Raw genomic sequence first — 16171 nt, forward strand, 5'->3', positions numbered from 1 at the left:
TATCTTTGTTGTTTTTTAAAGTCGTAAAAATAGCTTCCGTTGGTCGCTCTTTTATTCCCTAAAAACTAACAAATATAAGTCTGAGGTTTTCATTACCTTCTGGCTAAAAAATATGAAATACCTAATAACAATCGTCGGACCAACAGCTATCGGGAAAACAGCCCTAAGCATCGCCTTGGCACAACATTTTAAATGCGAAATTGTTTCGTGTGACAGCCGCCAGTTTTTTAAAGAAATGACGATCGGAACTGCCGTTCCAAATCAGGAAGAATTAAAGGCTGCCAAGCATCATTTCATTCAAAACAAATCGATTTTCGAAAATTACACCGTTGGCGATTACGAAAAAGAGGCACTTTTAAAACTAGAAGAATTATATCAAAATAATGATTTTGCAATTTTAATTGGCGGATCAGGTTTATATGTAGATGCCGTTTTAAAAGGTTTTGACAAATTTCCAGAAATCGATCCAGAAATACGTACAGTAGTAAATTTAAACTACGAAAAACTCGGAATTGAATATCTTCAGGAACAATTACAAAATCTCGATCCAGATTACTATCAGAAAATAACAATCGAAAATCCGCAGACCTTACAAAATCCACAGAGGATGATGCGTTTTGTGGAAGTTTGCATTGGATCGCAAAAACCATATTCTTCATTTTTAAATTTGAAGAAAAACAACCGAAACTTCACTCCTATTTTAATTGGTTTAGATGCAGATAGAGAAGTAATTTACAGCCGAATTAACCAGCGTGTTGACATCATGATGAATGAAGGTTTGCTTAAAGAAGCAGAAACGCTTTATCCTAACAAAGAGTTAAATGCTTTACAAACGGTCGGTTATAGAGAATTATTTAGTTATTTTGACGGAGAATTCACTCTGCCATTCGCAATTGAAGAAATAAAAAAGAACACCCGCAGATTTTCGAAAAGACAATTAACGTGGTTTAAACGAAATGAAAATACCAAATGGTTTGATTATTCGACCGATAGAAATGAGATTATTCATTACATCGAAGAAAATCTAAAATCATCAATCTAAAATCTAAAATTAGCAATGCCAATATCTCCAAATTTCACATCAGTTTTAAGTAAAGACTGGGAAATTAATTTTACACAATGTACGCCAAACGGCTACTTAAAATATACTGATTTATGCAATCTTTTACAGCTTACCGCCGCTGCTCATTCAGAAGTAGGCGGAATCAGTTTTACAGATATGCAGGAATTTGATCAGGCGTGGGTTTTGAGTCGCATGCGTGTAGAAATAACCGCTTTACCAAAATGGCAAGATATTGTCACTGTAAAAACTTGGATTAATAGCCTTGAAAATTCACGTTCTGTTCGTGCACTTGAGATGTATGTAAACGGAAAAAAAATTGTTGGAAGCGAAACCTATTGGGCTGTTTTCAACACCAAAGCACGTCGTCCAGAAGCTTTGGCTTTACCTTTTGAACATTTCGAACTTTACCCAGATAACAGAGCTACTGTTGAAGGATTTTCGCGAATCAACATTAATCCCGAAAAAGAATCGGTTTTCGAAAAAACAGTTTATTTATCTGATTTAGATATTGTAAATCATGCTAATAATGTAAAATATTTAGAATGGTGCCTAGATCATGTCGATGCCAAAAGAATTCTAAAACAAGAAGTTAAAAGCTTCGAAATGAATTTCCTAAAAGAACTTTCTCTAAACGATCAAGTTATTATTCATGAAAATGACAACGAAGATCATTCAGCAACAACATTCAGCATTACAAAAGGCGATAAAAATTGTTTTGCATTAGAATTACACTGGAAATAAAATTCTCTTCTATCTATTCCCACAATCTTGTCATTTCGACGAAGGAGAAATCTCCACGAGTAGCTCCGCATCGAGAATCCAATCTTTATGGAGTTACTTGCGAAGATTTCTCCTTCGTCGAAATGACAAACTTTGTGTATTTATCACTTGAAAACAAAAAACGATGCAAAATTGCATCGTTTTTTGTTTAAAATCATTTTGATTTCTTTTTAGATTTTTTCTTCTTTTCCAACAAATCAATTTTATCTTTAATTCGTTTTTCTACTTCACTAATTCCAGAATCATAATCATGTTGAATAGAATATAATTTTGCCTGTTTAATTTCTTTTAAAGCATCTTTGAATTTATGTTGCACTTCCAATAAAACAGCTTTCTTTACAAAAATCATCGCTTTATTTATTCCCTTAATTGTCAAAGCAAAGTCAATTAATTTTTGAGCTTCTTCATAATCTCCATTCACAATCAACGTTTGCAAATAATACGGATAAACTTCAAGAGCATGAATATTAATAGCTAAAGCTTCCTGAAAATACGATTTTGCTTCCTCGTAATTCATAAGTTGCTCTGCCTGAATTCTTCCGTATAAACACAAAACCATTGTGTTTTTTGAATCATAAGAAAAAGCATAATCTAAAGATTCTATGGTTTCTTCAAGCGAATAAGGATAATTATCCAAAGCTTGAAATAGGTATTTATCAATTGTTTTCATTTCGTAAATCGTTTTTTAGTTTCTGACGAGTTCCTTTGTAACTTTTCTCTACTTTATTCTTTTTAAAATCACTTCCAGTAAAAACCCTAACAGGATTTCCACGTTGTACATTCAGCTGGTTTTCCCATTGTTTTCCTACGTGATTTTTTAGTTGGAGCCATTTCTCGTCTTCTAATTTTTTAATTAATCGTTCTGTTGCCAATTTTTTATTCTGATGTTGCGATCGGCTGTCCATTGACACGACGGCAATTCCTGTTGGAATATGAGTCGCTCTAATTGCAGAACTCACTTTATTTACATGCTGTCCTCCTGCTCCAGAGCTCCTCATGGCTTGATACTGAATATCATTTTCAGAAAACAAATTATTTTTCTGTTGTTCAATTTCAAAAATGCCGATAAACCAGTTTTTGCGTTTATGCATTTTCCTAAACTGACTTTGGCCAATCCATTGAATTGTTCCTATCCAGGAATTCACAAACTGATCTGCATTTTTTCCTCTTACGGCAATCGATGCCGTTTCTACAGTTCCATTTTCACTGCCCGCCTCTCGCTGAAGCAAAACAGTTTCTAAATTTTGATCCTGCGCTTCTTCTAAAACTTTTTTAAGCACTTGGGCAACAACCCAAGTGCATTCTGCAGGTCCGCGACCCGCTGTTATTTGAATTATTCTTTCCATTTCTTTAAAATTTTAAGCAGCTTTTCTCTGTTTTTTGCTGCCTTAACAAATTGCGGCAAACGAGCCACTAAACTTGAAGTGTAATTTGCTTCTGAATTACGTTCTCTTAAACCAGCTTGAATATATCTTTCCAGATAATTAATATGATCAAGATTGTATGCCCAAAAAACATTGTCATCAACTTCTTTTTGAAACCAAAGCTGTAAATTATGCCAAGGCTCCCTTACTAAACCATCTTTTTGCAGTTCTCTTCTAATTCTCAAAATCGCTGGTTTTATTTCTTCGTAAAAACTGCAATACGGGCATTTAACCTTATATTTTTCAGGTATTTCTTTGAAAACCTGAGATTCATAATCAAATTTTTGAAAACATTTACCACAATAATGCTTTCCTACTGCTTTGTATTGATAAACTGGTTCGTATATCGTACAAAAGCAGGATTTACATACAAAAGTCATTGTAGTGCATTTACCGCATTCACAATTTTTAGAAACTTTTTTCACAATTCCTTTAGATTCACATTTTGGACATTTCACAAAAATCTCATTTGCAAAATGTCCTAGCCATTTATTTTCATCTTGAAACCTCTCCATGATCTTTACTTTTTTTTTTAGCGATCCATTCTAACAATTCTAGGCGTAAATGTTCCTAAAACTTCAACTAAATCTGTTTGGTTTGCCATTACTTTTTCGATGTCATTGTAAGCCATTGGAGCTTCGTCAATATTACCGCCAATCAAAGTCACAGCATGTTTCTTCAACTCTTTATTAATCTGACTTTGCGTAAAACTGCTTTTGCATTTTGCTCTCGAAAACAAACGTCCAGCACCATGTGAAGCTGAGTTTAAACTTTCTGCATTTCCTTTGCCTTTTACAATAAAACCTGGCGCTGTCATTGAACCCGGAATAATTCCCAATTGTCCTTCACCCGCAGGTGTTGCTCCTTTTCTATGCACAATGCACTCCTGACCGTTTACAATCTCTTTCCATGCAAAATTGTGATGGTTTTCAATAGTTACTACTACTCTTTTTCCAATCGCTTTGGCAATTCTTCTATGAATATCATCATGACAAGCTTTTGCATATTCTCCAGCTAAATTCATTGCCAACCAATATTCCTGACCATCGTGCGTATTCAAATCTAACCAAGCTAAATGCTGCACATTCTTTGGCAACGGACATTGTTTTGTTGCTAAATATGTATAATGTTTTGCAATGTTAGCACCCAAGCCGCGAGAACCACTGTGTGACAACACAGCAAAATATTCTCCTTTTTCAAGCCTCCATTCGTTTTCTGGATTATCAATTTTTGCAATTCCGAATTCTACAAAATGATTTCCTCCACCCGAACTTCCCAATTGCTTGTAAGCTTTTGGCAAAAGATTCTTTAACAAAGGAATATCTTGAAATTCGCTTTTATAAAAAACCTCATGATCGACTCTTGAAGCATGCGTTTCATACATTCCGAATTTTGTATTGTCTTTTAGAATAGCTTCTAATTGATGCTCTCTGCCTTTGAAATGAGACGCTGGTAAATCAAAAATTGAAAGGCTCATTCTACATCCAATATCAACTCCAACTCCATATGGAATAATTGCATTATTAGTTGCTAATACGCCACCAATTGGCAGTCCATAACCAGAATGTGCATCTGGCATTAAAGCTCCTGCAACCGAAACTGGTAATTTCAATGAATCGTATAATTGAAATTTTGCTTGCTGATCGATTTCATTCTCTCCAAAAATGGTAAAAGGCGATCTCGTTGTTTTAAGCTGATGCATTCTTACTTGAACAGGTTTTATCAAACCTTCGGCAACTTTGCCCCATGTTCCGTTTCCTTCATATTTTTCAGGATTTAACAATACATCTTTCGCTTCCGTTAGAATAGATTCTTTTTTTTCTCTTTTTCTATATCTGTTTATCTGCCCTAAGGCAATGTTTATTGAATTGTTCTTTGGAAAACCTAATTTAATCAGGTCTTTTCCAGATAATTTATTTCCCATGATTTTCTATCATATCATCTGCATATTTCTGATACAATGCATGCAGACTTTTATTTTTAATTGGACTTATCTCTTTTGGATTTTCTTTTTCATAGTAACTCCATTTACGAGAACTGCCGTGTATTAATCTGTTTATTTTATCTCTCAGATCGTAATTAACAATATAATTATCAATAAGCTGAATTTGGCTTTCTAAATCTGAATCGACCATTTTTGTATGCGTTATCATATAAGGGCTAACTCGAAGAACATATCGCCAAGGTTCATTAAATACATAATGAATTTTGTATCGTTTGCAATTGCTGCACCATCTTTCCCTTTTATAAAAATGAGCTTTTTCTTTTTCGGTCAATTCTAATTTTGAACTTTTCCATTCCCATTCCGAAAATTCTTTTACTGTTTGGAATTTTTCAACATAAACATTTCTTCTTTTTTTCTTTTTCTTTCGTTTAAAAGATTTTTCGGGAGAAAACTGCCATGTATTTATTTTTTCCAATAATTCTCTGTAAAATGAAGCATCACTCGATCTGGCAATATCATCTCTTAATTTAAAATTACGTTGCCAGCCTTTTTGATAAGGAATTTCTAAAGGAACCAATGGTAAGTCTTTTTGCTTTTTCCAAAGTTCAATTTCAAGCTTTCTTAATTGAATTAATTGTTTTTCAAAATCTTCTTTTACTAATCTTTTCTTTTTTCTTTTGCTTTTAAAACGGGCGCATAAAGCATACTCGTCTACCGCATAATTTTCCATAAAAAATTATCGTACATTAAATTAACAGCCAAAAAGGCTAAACCATTTATCCTGATGGATAAATTCTAAAAATCGATTTTCGGGAAAATTTTGAAGAGTCTAGAATAAAAAAAAGCCCGAAACTTATTGTCTTCGGGCTTTTTTATATATCTAAAATTGTATTTCTAAGATTGAAATAAGCCACGAAGAACTGCTTCACCAAATCTGTTTGGTGTAAAGCTTTGAGATGTCAATGTAAGTACAAACATTTTTTCTTCGTTTTTAAAGGGTTATTAAGTTTTTCGTGTGCAAATATTCATAATAGTTTTTTGATTTTCCAAATTTATTTAAAGAAAATTCTTCAAAATAAATTCTACAACTATTTTTAGAGCCTAAAAAACATTTTCTACAACTCTAAAAATCAAACAATTAAAACAAAACTCAAATCACAGAAATAAATCCAAAATATTTTAATTTAATGCACAAAAAAAGCCCCGATTTCTCAGGGCTTTATATTTTGTTGATGAATTTAATTATTCAGAAACTTTGCTTTTTATCACTAATCTGAAACCTTCTCCGTGAATGTTTAAGATTTCAACATCTTCATCTGCTTTTAGATATTTTCTTAATTTAGCGATGTAAACGTCCATACTTCTTGATGTAAAGTAGTTGTCGTCTCTCCAGATTTTTGTTAAAGCTAATTCTCTCGGCATTAAATCATTTTCATGAAGAATAAGCATTTTAAGCAATTCATTTTCTTTTGGAGATAACTTAATTGGTTCTTCATCTTGGAAAGTCAAGAATCTTAATTTCGAATTTAAGTGGAATTTACCAATATTAAATTCAAACTGAACTTGTTCCGCTTTTGTATCAGCCGATTTTCTTTGAATGATTGCTTTAATTTTCATTAAAAGAACTTCAGAATCAAAAGGTTTATTTAAATAGTCATCTGCACCAGCTTTATAACCTTTTAACACATCTTCTTTCATAGATTTTGCTGTTAAAAAGATAATTGGCACTTCACTGTTCTTCTCTCTAATTTCTTTGGCCAAAGTGTAACCATCTTTATAAGGCATCATTACATCAAGAATACACAAATCATATACATCCTTCTTGAATTTTTCGAAACCTTCCATACCGTTTTTAGCTAAAGTAACTTCAAAGTCATTTAACATTAGATAATCTTTAAGAACTGCCCCAAAATTTAGGTCATCTTCTACTAAAAGTATTCTTTTGTTAGTATTTTCCATATTTTAATTTATTAATGGTATTTTTATTATAAAGGTGCTACCCTTTCCTTTTTCACTTTCTACATATACTTGACCATTGTGATCCTCTACTATTCTTTTTACGTAAGCAAGCCCTAATCCGTGTCCTTTTACATTATGAAGATCACCTGTGTGCTCTCTGTAAAATTTCTCAAACACTCGTTTTTGAGCTATCTTACTCATTCCCAACCCATGATCTCTCACTTTTATCAAAATCATATCTTTAATATTTTCAGTAAAGATTTCAATCTCTGGTTCATCTGGAGAATATTTTATGGCATTTTCCAAAATATTAACCAGCACGTTTGTAAAGTGAACTTCGTTTATCAAACAGGTTGTTCTTGCTGCATTATAATGCTTTACTACAGTACCTTTTCTATCTTCTAGAATAAGATTTACGTGCTCAATAGCATCGTCAATTATATCTGTCACAACAGTAGGTTCTTTGGTTATGTCTAGTTCTCTTTTTTCTAATTTTGAAATACGAAGAACGTTCTCAACCTGCGCATGCATTCTTTTATTTTCGTCTCGAATCATTTGAAGATAACGATAAACCTTTTCTTTATCTTCAATAACTTTCGGACTTCTTATAGCATCTAATGCTAGATTTATAGTTGCAATTGGAGTTTTAAACTCATGCGTCATATTATTTATAAAATCGGTCTTGATTTCAGAAATATGCTTCTGACGCAATAATTGATTTAACGCACTTGTGTACGCAACTATTATAATTAATGTAAAAACTATCGATAAAATAGTAATACTTAGTAATTCAGATAATAAGAATTTCTTTTTATGCGGGAAAGTAACTGATAATTCGTATCTGCTATTTCCTTCATTATCTGTATAAATTGGAATATTATATGTAGATTCTTTATCAAAATGAAATCCGTCAGACTTAATCTTTGTTGGAACTCCACTGCTGTATATTCCGAATTCAAATTTGGTTTTCACACCATATTCTTCTAGTTCTTTTTTCAATAATTTAAAGAGCTTGTCTTTTGTAATTCTCCCTTCAATAGGAGTTAATGAAGCAATATCTTTATATTGAATTTGCTGTTGAACTTTATTTAAAATATCTAAACTTCCTGACTTTTCTATTTTAAGATCAGGAATAATACTCTGCCCTAAACTATTATTGTCAATTCCACTATTATTATTGTAAACTTCTGTTACTCTCTTAGAACTAAAATTCTTAAAACGTTCACTACTGAATTTTTTGTTAAAAACAGAACCATTGATATCATAATCTTCAGATGTCAATGTATTTGAATAAACAATTGTTTTATTCGTTTTCGTGTTTCTCTGTACGTAAAGTACTTCTAGTAAATCTTCTTTTTTTGGAATTTTACCCGTACTATCTTTTATACGGTTGTATTTGTCGTAGAAACTGTACTCTTCTTGTTGTTCCAGTTTATCTGCAACATTTCCAATTACTTGAGTAACGTGGTATTTAAATTGTTCTTCATTATTTTTGAACGAAGAATTGAACCAAAATACTTGTACCAGAATAATCCCTATTAAGGACAAACTCATCAGTAAAACAAGTATTCTAAAAAATAATTTATTCATCGAAACAAAATTAATATTTTAACAATATACTAAATAATACATTAACCAAATATTAACATTTAAGACTGTTTTTGTTTTATATTTAAAATTTTAAGAATTTTAACAACTTCTTCTTTAGCATTTTTAAGATTATTGTTATTAATCACGAAATTGCTCTTAGAAATTCGTTTTTCGTCATTCCATTGCATTTTCATTCTACTTAAAACTTGTTCTCGGGTAGTTTTATCTCGTTTTATAACTCGTTCAATTCTCACTTCTTCAGGAGCTGTTACTGTTATAATTACGTCACAATCTTTATATCGTCCACTTTCAAATAGAATAGCGGCTTCATACATTACATAATCATAATTTTTGTGTTCTTTTACCCATTGCTCAAAATCTAATTTCACTGCCGGATGAACAATTCCATTTAATTTTACCAACTGTTCCTTATCGTTAAAAACAACTTGCGCTAATTTGGCACGATTTAAAACTTCATTATCAAAAATACTGCCACCAAAAGCAGATTTAACCTCTGCGAGAATATTTTTTGACTGCATTACTCTTTTCGCACCGTCATCAGCAATATAAACAGGAACTCCCATTTCTTGAAAATAGTTTGCAACAGTAGTTTTCCCACTGCCTATTCCTCCTGTAAGACCAATAACTTTTGTCATTCTTATAATTTAAAAAACATACGCGGAAAAGCCTCTTGTGGTTTTTTCTTTAGTAAAATTACTTTCACATATGATTTTAAAAATCCTGTTCCATAACCATAAAACTGTTTCCACACTGCTATTACAGATAGATATCCAATTTTAATACTTTTATTTTGAACACTAGCTGTAAGAAAAATTATAACGAAATATACAAAATATAATTGTAATAAAATATCGATATTGAAAATTAACAATAAAAAAGCTAATAATAAACCGAGAATAAAGAATGTCGGAAAGAAAAAAGTTAGCTTATTATGTTCCGGATACCAACTATTTAAAATTGGTCTAGCAATTCCAAATTTGTTTACTTGAATAGAGAATTTTTCCCAATCAATTCTTCTTTTATGGTACACATAAGCTTCTTTAAACAATCTGGTTTCAAAGCCTAAATTCCACAAACGAATTGATAAGTCAGGATCTTCACCTGGATGTATATTTCCAAAACCTTTTGAAGCTTCAAAAGCTTTTTTAGAAATACCCATATTAAAACTACGTGGCTGAAACTTGTTTATCTTTTCAGAACCACCTCTAATTCCTCCTGTAGTCAAGAAAGAAGTCATGGCAAAATTGATCGCTTTTTGAATATCCGAAAAGCTATCTAAAGCTTTGTCCGGACCTCCAAAACAGTCTACATACTTTTCATCTAGTTCTTTGCGAACTTCTGTTAAATATTGCGAAGGAATGATACAATCTGAATCAAAAATGATAAAATAGTCTCCTCTAGCCCTCTGCATTCCGAAATTTCTAGAATCTCCTGGCCCTGAATTTTCTTTAAAATAATATGATATATTTAATTTTCCTTGATAATTCATCACCACATCTCGACATGGAATGGATGATCCATCTTCGACAAGAACAATTTCAAAAGCTTCATTATAATCAGATTTTGAGAGACTTTCCAAAAGCTCATCAACTTCATCTGGACGATTATACACGGGTATAATTAAAGAAAAAATCATAGCAGAATGCGCGTTATTAAAGGGTAAATTTTTATTGTTTTAAAATTTTAACAAAGATATGGTATATTAACAAAAAAACCATCAACTTTTGGTTGATGGTTTTTGGTTTTACTTAGTAAAAATGTATTATTTGATGCTTTCTATATTAACAACTTCGTTAGTATCTGCATTGTAATCAACACCAGCCACTTCGAATCCGAATAAATTCAAGAAATCACTTCTATATCCAGCTAAATCACCAATTTCTGGCAATGTTTCAGTTGTAGCTTCTAACCAAAGTTTTGCTACTTTTTCCTGAACATCTTCACGCATTTCCCAGTCATCAATTCTGATTCTTCCTTTTTCATCAACAGGAACTTCAGAACCAGTGTATAATCTGTCTTGGAATAAACGCTGAATTTGCTCAATACAACCTTCATGAATTCCTTCTTCTTTCATGATTTTGTACAAAAGAGAAATGTATAATGGAATTACTGGAATTGCAGAACTTGCTTGTGTAACTAATGCTTTATTTACAGAAACATACGCTTTTCCTCCTATAGACTCTAAAGAATCTGAAATAGTAAACGCCGTAGCTTCTAAATGATCTTTTGCACGACCAATAGTTCCTTTTCTGTAAACAGCTTCAGTTAATGATGGTCCAATATAAGAATAAGCAACAGTTGTAGCACCTTCAGCTAATAAATTTTCAGCTTTTAAAGCGTCAATCCACATTGCCCAGTCTTCTCCACCCATAACGGCAACAGTGTTTTCAATATCTTCCTCGTTTGCAGGAGCAATAGAAACATCTGAAACTTTTCCTGTATGGAAATCAACTGTTTTATTTGTAAATGTTTGTCCAATTGGTTTTAAAACTGAACGATGTGTAACTCCTGTATTTGGATTTGTACGTACTGGAGAAGCTAAACTATAAATTACAAGATCTACTTGTCCTAAATCTGCTTTAATTAAATCTAGAGTTTCTCTTTTGATTTCGTTTGAGAACGCATCACCGTTGATACTTTTTGCATATAAACCTGCTTTATGAGCTTCTTTTTCGAATGCTGCAGAATTATACCATCCTGGAGAAGCGGTTTTTCCTTCAACTGGCGGTTTTTCGAAAAACACTCCAATTGTTGATGCACCAGAACCAAAAGCACTAGTAATTCTTGAAGCTAATCCGAAACCTGTAGAAGCACCAATAACTAAAACTTTTTTAGCACCAGCAATTTCGCCTTTAGATTTTACGTATTCGATTTGATTTTTTACATTTTGTTCAGCTCCCGTTGGATGGGCGGTCAAACAAATAAATCCTCTCATTCTAGGTTCTATAATCATCTTGCAATTATTTTTTTTGTATTATTTCAATTTCAGTTTTAATTTTTCAAAAATAGACATTTTATCCTTAACCCTTTTCATATTAGCCTTCATATTGTCAATAAAATTTGGGTTTAATGCATTTTTCTTAGCCTCTTTATAATAACAATAAGCTGCCGTATATTGGTTTTCGTACTCCGCCATCCTTCCTAATTCACTGTTATATGAAGAGTTATCTGCGGTTTCTAAATTTGCTATTGTAAATGCAATATGCTCTTTTGCTTCGGCATAACGGCCAATATCAATGAGTAAATAAGTGTAATTTAAGTATGGAGCTGAATATTTAGGATCAAATTTAATAGCTAATTTATAGTGAAAAATTCCTTTTTCGTAATCACTTAGTTTGTTATAATAAATCCATCCCAAATGATTGTGCGCTTTACCAAAATCAGGATATTGCGATAAAATTTCTTCTAGTAATTCTTTTGCTTCTGCTGAATTTCCTTCAGAAATTAACGAATCTGCTTTTATAAACTGATTTTCGTAAAAACTCAAACTCTCCATTTCTATATCTTAATTCAATAATTCTTTGGCGTGGTTTAAAGCCGAATCAGAAATATTTGCTCCTGATAGCATTTGAGCAATTTCTATAATTCGATTTTCTTGCGATAAAAGCTTCAATTCAGATAATGTATCATCACCAACTGTAGATTTAGAAACTTTAAAATGAGAATCTCCTTTTGCTGCAATTTGCGGTAAATGTGTAATTGCAAATATTTGCATTGTCGAACTCATTTCTTTCATGATCTCTCCCATTCTAATGGCAATTTCTCCAGAAACTCCTGTATCAATTTCGTCAAAAATCAATGTTGGCAATTTTGAATATTTTGCCAAAATCGCTTTCACCGCCAACATAATACGAGACATCTCTCCTCCTGAAGCCACTTTCTTTAACAAACCAAAATCGGTTCCTTTATTGGCAGAAAATAAAAATTGCAATTCATCTTTTCCGTTTTGGAAATAAGTTTCAGACGACTGCAATTCCATATTAAAACGAGCATTCGGCATTCCTAATGTTTCTAAAATCGACACTAACTGCGCTGATAATTTCGGAATCGCATTTACTCTATTTTCGTGTATTTTTGAAGCGTGAATATCTAATTCTGTTGCTTTTTCTTCAATACTTTTAGTCAATAAAGCTATTTCTTCATCCATATTATCCAGTTCCAGCAAAGAATTTCCTAAATCTGATTGAATTTGAAGCAACTCATCGACAGAACTTACCTGATGTTTTTTCTGCAAATTATAAATCGACTGCAGTTTTTGATTGATTAATTCTAATTGTGCTGGATCATTCAATAATTTCTCCGAACAATTTTCTAATTCTTTAGAAACATCATCAAACTCAATAGTTAAGCTTGTTATTCTTTCAAACAATTTTTGATATTCTACAGAGAAAGGCGCGACTTTCTGCAATGCATTTTTAATTTCATTTAAATTATGAAAAACACCAAATTGCTCTTCATTTGCGATTGCCAAAGATTTATCTAGAGATTCTTTAATAATTTCAACATTATTCAGCTTTTCATAATCTGCTTCTAATTCTTCCTGTTCACCAGATTTTAACTGAGCTGCAACCAATTCATTCAACAAAAATGTATGATATTCTTGCTCTTTTCCTGCATCACTTTGCTTTTTAAGCAAAGCATTTAATTTTGATCTATCTGATTTATATGATTTCAGCAGTTTTTGATATTCAGCAATTACTTCAGCATTGTTTGCAATGGCATCAATAATTTTAAACTGAACATTTTCATCTGATAATTCTTGAGTTTGCTGTTGTGAATGAATATCAATCAAATACAAACTCAAATCTTGCAGTTCCTGAAGATTTACGGGACTGTCATTTATAAAAGCGCGAGATTTACCAGAAGGCAAAATTTCTCTTCTAATAATCGTATCATCTTCGTAATCTAAATCATTAGCTTCAAAAAATTCTCTTAAATTGTATTTTCCAATTTCGAATTGTGCCTCAATAACACATTTTTCTTCTTTATTTTTTAATGAGGTAAGATCTGCTCTTTTACCCAAAACAAGACCAATAGCTCCTAAAATAATAGATTTTCCTGCACCTGTCTCACCTGTAATTATAGAAAAACCTTTAGAGAAATCTATGGCTAGTTTTTCGATAAGAGCATAATTTTTAATTGACAGTGATGTAATCATAGGGCAGTTTTTGTAAAATGTAAAAAAGTTAACTAAGATAGAAAAATGAAAAACGAGATTAATATTTAATCTGCGACCATTTTGTGGAATTTAACGGAGAAACTTTATTTAAGACATCGGTTAAATCTGTAATTGTGATACTAGGCCCTCCAGAAAAAATCGAAACAATTTCGTCTGATTTTGCATCAAAGAAAACTCGAGTTATAAAAGCATTTGGTTTAACCGAGTTTAATTTACCAATAAGCATTAACGCATTTTTGATTTTTTCTTTAGCCGCTTTAGTATCCAATGTCATTGCATCCAATCCTGTGTGATAGGCATAAGTAACCTGACGCAAATCACTATAAGTTGGCGCAATCATATCATTGATTAAGTAGTAGCGATTCTGAAGTCCGTCAGATTGATTCCATCCTTTAAAACCTCCTTGTTGTGCAACATTGGCAATATTCTGTGCAGTTTGAAGATAAGGATTTCCTGCACCCATTTGAAAAGTATCGGCATCCATTCCTAAAATCATGTAACAGTAAAAAGATATAACAGAAACCAAATTTGAATCGTAAGTACTTGGATTAAAAAGCAATGGTTCGTATTCTGTATATCTGAAATTAAAATCTTTATCGTTGTAATTTAAAACTGGCGAAGAATATGTAGAATTAAAAATCAATCTCGAAGATTGGACTTGAATTGTTCCAGTAAATTGATCTGAACTATTAGATGATAATGTAATATACATCGAACAGTTTATTCTCTCGTTTTGTTTTAAAACAGAACCTGTCCAGTCTGTTTTATTAACAAACTCAGCCAAAGAAGTCTGAAGTGTTTTAAAAACCTGATTATTTGGATTTGTTAGACGTTCTGTATTAATAGTTACTGTACAATTTAGCTGTTGAGCTTGTACAAAACCAAAGCTTAAAAAAACTAATAGCATAACTATCTTATTCATAATCGTCTAGATATTTAATTTTACAAAACATAAAATGGCTTCCAAATTATGCTTTCGGCGTATATTTTAAATTTATGATTTTGAAAAATGCAAAATAACTTTATTCAAAATATCAGCCGCAACAGATTCTTTTGACTTTAATTCCATTGGTTCAATTTCAAAATTTTTATCAATAAAAGTTACTTTATTGGTTTCTTTTTTAAAACCTGCACCTTGATCTTGTAAGGAATTTAAAACAATCAAATCTAAGTTTTTTTTCTGAATTTTCAGCTTAGCATTTTCAATTTCATTTTCAGTTTCTAATGCAAATCCAATCAAAAACTGTTTTTTTTTGATCGCTCCTAAAGAAGATAGTATATCTTTTGTTTTCTCGAGTTCTATCGAAAATTCTACAGTATTTTTCTTAATCTTCTGATCTGCAACAAATTTAGGTCTGTAATCTGCAACAGCTGCTGCTGCGATTGCCGCATCAACTTCATTGAAATACATATGGCAGGCATCGTACATTTCTTGAGCTGAAATCACATCTACTACTTTTATAAGACTGTTTTTAGCTTTCAAATGAGTTGGTCCAGCAATTAAGAACACTTCTGCTCCTAAGCTTGCCGCTTCATTCGCAATATCAAATCCCATTTTTCCTGACGAATGATTTCCAATAAAACGCACAGGGTCTATTGCTTCGTATGTTGGTCCTGCTGTAACAAGTATTTTTTTTCCTTTTAAAGGTAGTTTACTTTCCAAATCAGCTTCTAGAAATGCAACAATATTCTCAGGTTCAGCCATTCGACCTTCACCAGACAAACCACTTGCCAATTCTCCGCTTTCAGCAGGAATCATAATGTTTCCGTACTGTTTTAATGCAGCAAAGCTCGATAAAGTCGATGGGTGTTTGTACATATCCAAATCCATTGCAGGTGCAAAATAGACTGGACATTTTGCCGATAAATATGCCGCAATTAAAAGATTATCACAGTTTCCTGTCGCCATTTTAGACAACGTATTTGCAGTAGCAGGCGCAATCAGCATTAAATCGGCCCAAAGCCCTAATTCAACGTGATTGTTCCAAACTTCATCTTCGTCATCTTGATTAAAGAAACTTGAATGTACAGGATTTTTTGATAAGGTTGATAATGTAAGTGGGGTTACAAAATCCTTAGAAGCAGGTGTCATTATCACTTGGACATGTGCACCTGCTTTTATAAAAAGTCGTACTAAAGTGGCTGTTTTATACGCTGCGACTCCACCAGAAACACCCAGTAAAATCTTTTTCCCGTTTAAAACTGACATT

General features: G+C 32.2%; 16 protein-coding genes. 2 read left to right on the forward strand and 14 right to left on the reverse strand.

All coding sequences use genetic code 11. From position 1 onward, the window contains the following. Positions 1 to 112: 112 nt before the first annotated feature. Both miaA and JC605_RS10285 read left to right on the forward strand, forming a co-directional pair. Positions 113 to 1042 (forward strand): tRNA (adenosine(37)-N6)-dimethylallyltransferase MiaA, encoded by a 930-nt coding sequence (gene miaA, locus JC605_RS10280; protein WP_198856084.1) that lies wholly within the window; start codon positions 113 to 115, stop codon positions 1040 to 1042. 15 nt (positions 1043 to 1057) lie between these two features. Beyond that, complete coding sequence (locus JC605_RS10285; protein ID WP_198856085.1) at positions 1058 to 1804, forward strand: acyl-[acyl-carrier-protein] thioesterase; 747 nt, start codon at positions 1058 to 1060, stop codon at positions 1802 to 1804. A 193-nt stretch (positions 1805 to 1997) separates the two neighbouring features. On the opposite strand, the gene JC605_RS10290 is transcribed toward JC605_RS10285, so the two are convergent. From JC605_RS10290 to coaBC, 14 genes are all read right to left on the reverse strand, one after another. Beyond that, complete coding sequence (locus tag JC605_RS10290; protein WP_198856086.1) at positions 1998 to 2513, reverse strand: hypothetical protein; 516 nt, start codon at positions 2511 to 2513, stop codon at positions 1998 to 2000. Next, the gene (prfH, locus tag JC605_RS10295) at positions 2500 to 3189 is read right to left on the reverse strand and encodes a peptide chain release factor H (RefSeq protein WP_198856087.1); all 690 of its coding nucleotides are present in this window, start codon (positions 3187 to 3189) and stop codon (positions 2500 to 2502) included. Before prfH ends, JC605_RS10290 begins: the two co-directional genes overlap by 14 nt. Next, positions 3177 to 3782: a hypothetical protein gene (locus JC605_RS10300; RefSeq protein WP_198856088.1), complete on the reverse strand. Its 606-nt coding sequence runs from the start codon at positions 3780 to 3782 to the stop codon at positions 3177 to 3179. Before JC605_RS10300 ends, prfH begins: the two co-directional genes overlap by 13 nt. Positions 3783 to 3799: 17 nt before the next feature. Continuing rightward, complete coding sequence (locus JC605_RS10305; RefSeq protein WP_198856089.1) at positions 3800 to 5191, reverse strand: RtcB family protein; 1392 nt, start codon at positions 5189 to 5191, stop codon at positions 3800 to 3802. Beyond that, positions 5181 to 5942, reverse strand: a complete 762-nt coding sequence (locus tag JC605_RS10310) for a hypothetical protein (protein WP_198856090.1) — start codon at positions 5940 to 5942, stop codon at positions 5181 to 5183. The genes JC605_RS10305 and JC605_RS10310 overlap by 11 nt, the downstream gene beginning before the upstream one ends. A 512-nt stretch (positions 5943 to 6454) precedes the next feature. Beyond that, a complete protein-coding gene (locus JC605_RS10315; protein WP_095927693.1) occupies positions 6455 to 7171 on the reverse strand; it encodes a response regulator transcription factor in 717 nt (238 codons plus the stop codon). Between the two features lie 3 nt (positions 7172 to 7174). Further along, positions 7175 to 8761: a sensor histidine kinase KdpD gene (locus JC605_RS10320; protein WP_198856091.1), complete on the reverse strand. Its 1587-nt coding sequence runs from the start codon at positions 8759 to 8761 to the stop codon at positions 7175 to 7177. 59 nt (positions 8762 to 8820) lie between these two features. Next, on the reverse strand, positions 8821 to 9417 hold the full coding sequence (gene coaE / locus JC605_RS10325; protein WP_198856092.1) for a dephospho-CoA kinase: 597 nt from the start codon (positions 9415 to 9417) through the stop codon (positions 8821 to 8823). A gap of 2 nt (positions 9418 to 9419) precedes the next feature. Continuing rightward, the gene (locus JC605_RS10330; protein ID WP_198856093.1) at positions 9420 to 10418 is read right to left on the reverse strand and encodes a glycosyltransferase family 2 protein; all 999 of its coding nucleotides are present in this window, start codon (positions 10416 to 10418) and stop codon (positions 9420 to 9422) included. Between the two features lie 126 nt (positions 10419 to 10544). Beyond that, positions 10545 to 11735 carry an enoyl-ACP reductase FabV gene (gene fabV / locus JC605_RS10335; RefSeq protein WP_198856094.1) on the reverse strand — a complete coding sequence of 397 codons (1191 nt, stop codon included), beginning with the start codon at positions 11733 to 11735 and terminating at the stop codon, positions 10545 to 10547. Positions 11736 to 11756: 21 nt separating this feature from the next. Next, positions 11757 to 12278 carry a tetratricopeptide repeat protein gene (locus JC605_RS10340; RefSeq protein WP_198856095.1) on the reverse strand — a complete coding sequence of 174 codons (522 nt, stop codon included), beginning with the start codon at positions 12276 to 12278 and terminating at the stop codon, positions 11757 to 11759. Between the two features lie 9 nt (positions 12279 to 12287). Beyond that, positions 12288 to 13940, reverse strand: a complete 1653-nt coding sequence (gene recN / locus JC605_RS10345) for a DNA repair protein RecN (RefSeq protein ID WP_198856096.1) — start codon at positions 13938 to 13940, stop codon at positions 12288 to 12290. Positions 13941 to 13998: 58 nt separating this feature from the next. Continuing rightward, complete coding sequence (locus JC605_RS10350) at positions 13999 to 14883, reverse strand: DUF4835 family protein (RefSeq protein WP_198856097.1); 885 nt, start codon at positions 14881 to 14883, stop codon at positions 13999 to 14001. Between the two features lie 72 nt (positions 14884 to 14955). Further along, positions 14956 to 16170 carry a bifunctional phosphopantothenoylcysteine decarboxylase/phosphopantothenate--cysteine ligase CoaBC gene (coaBC, locus tag JC605_RS10355; protein WP_198856098.1) on the reverse strand — a complete coding sequence of 405 codons (1215 nt, stop codon included), beginning with the start codon at positions 16168 to 16170 and terminating at the stop codon, positions 14956 to 14958. Between the last annotated feature and the right edge of the window lies 1 nt (position 16171).

The sequence above is a fragment of the Flavobacterium sp. IB48 genome, assembly GCF_016405855.1.
Classification (GTDB): domain Bacteria; phylum Bacteroidota; class Bacteroidia; order Flavobacteriales; family Flavobacteriaceae; genus Flavobacterium; species Flavobacterium ginsengisoli.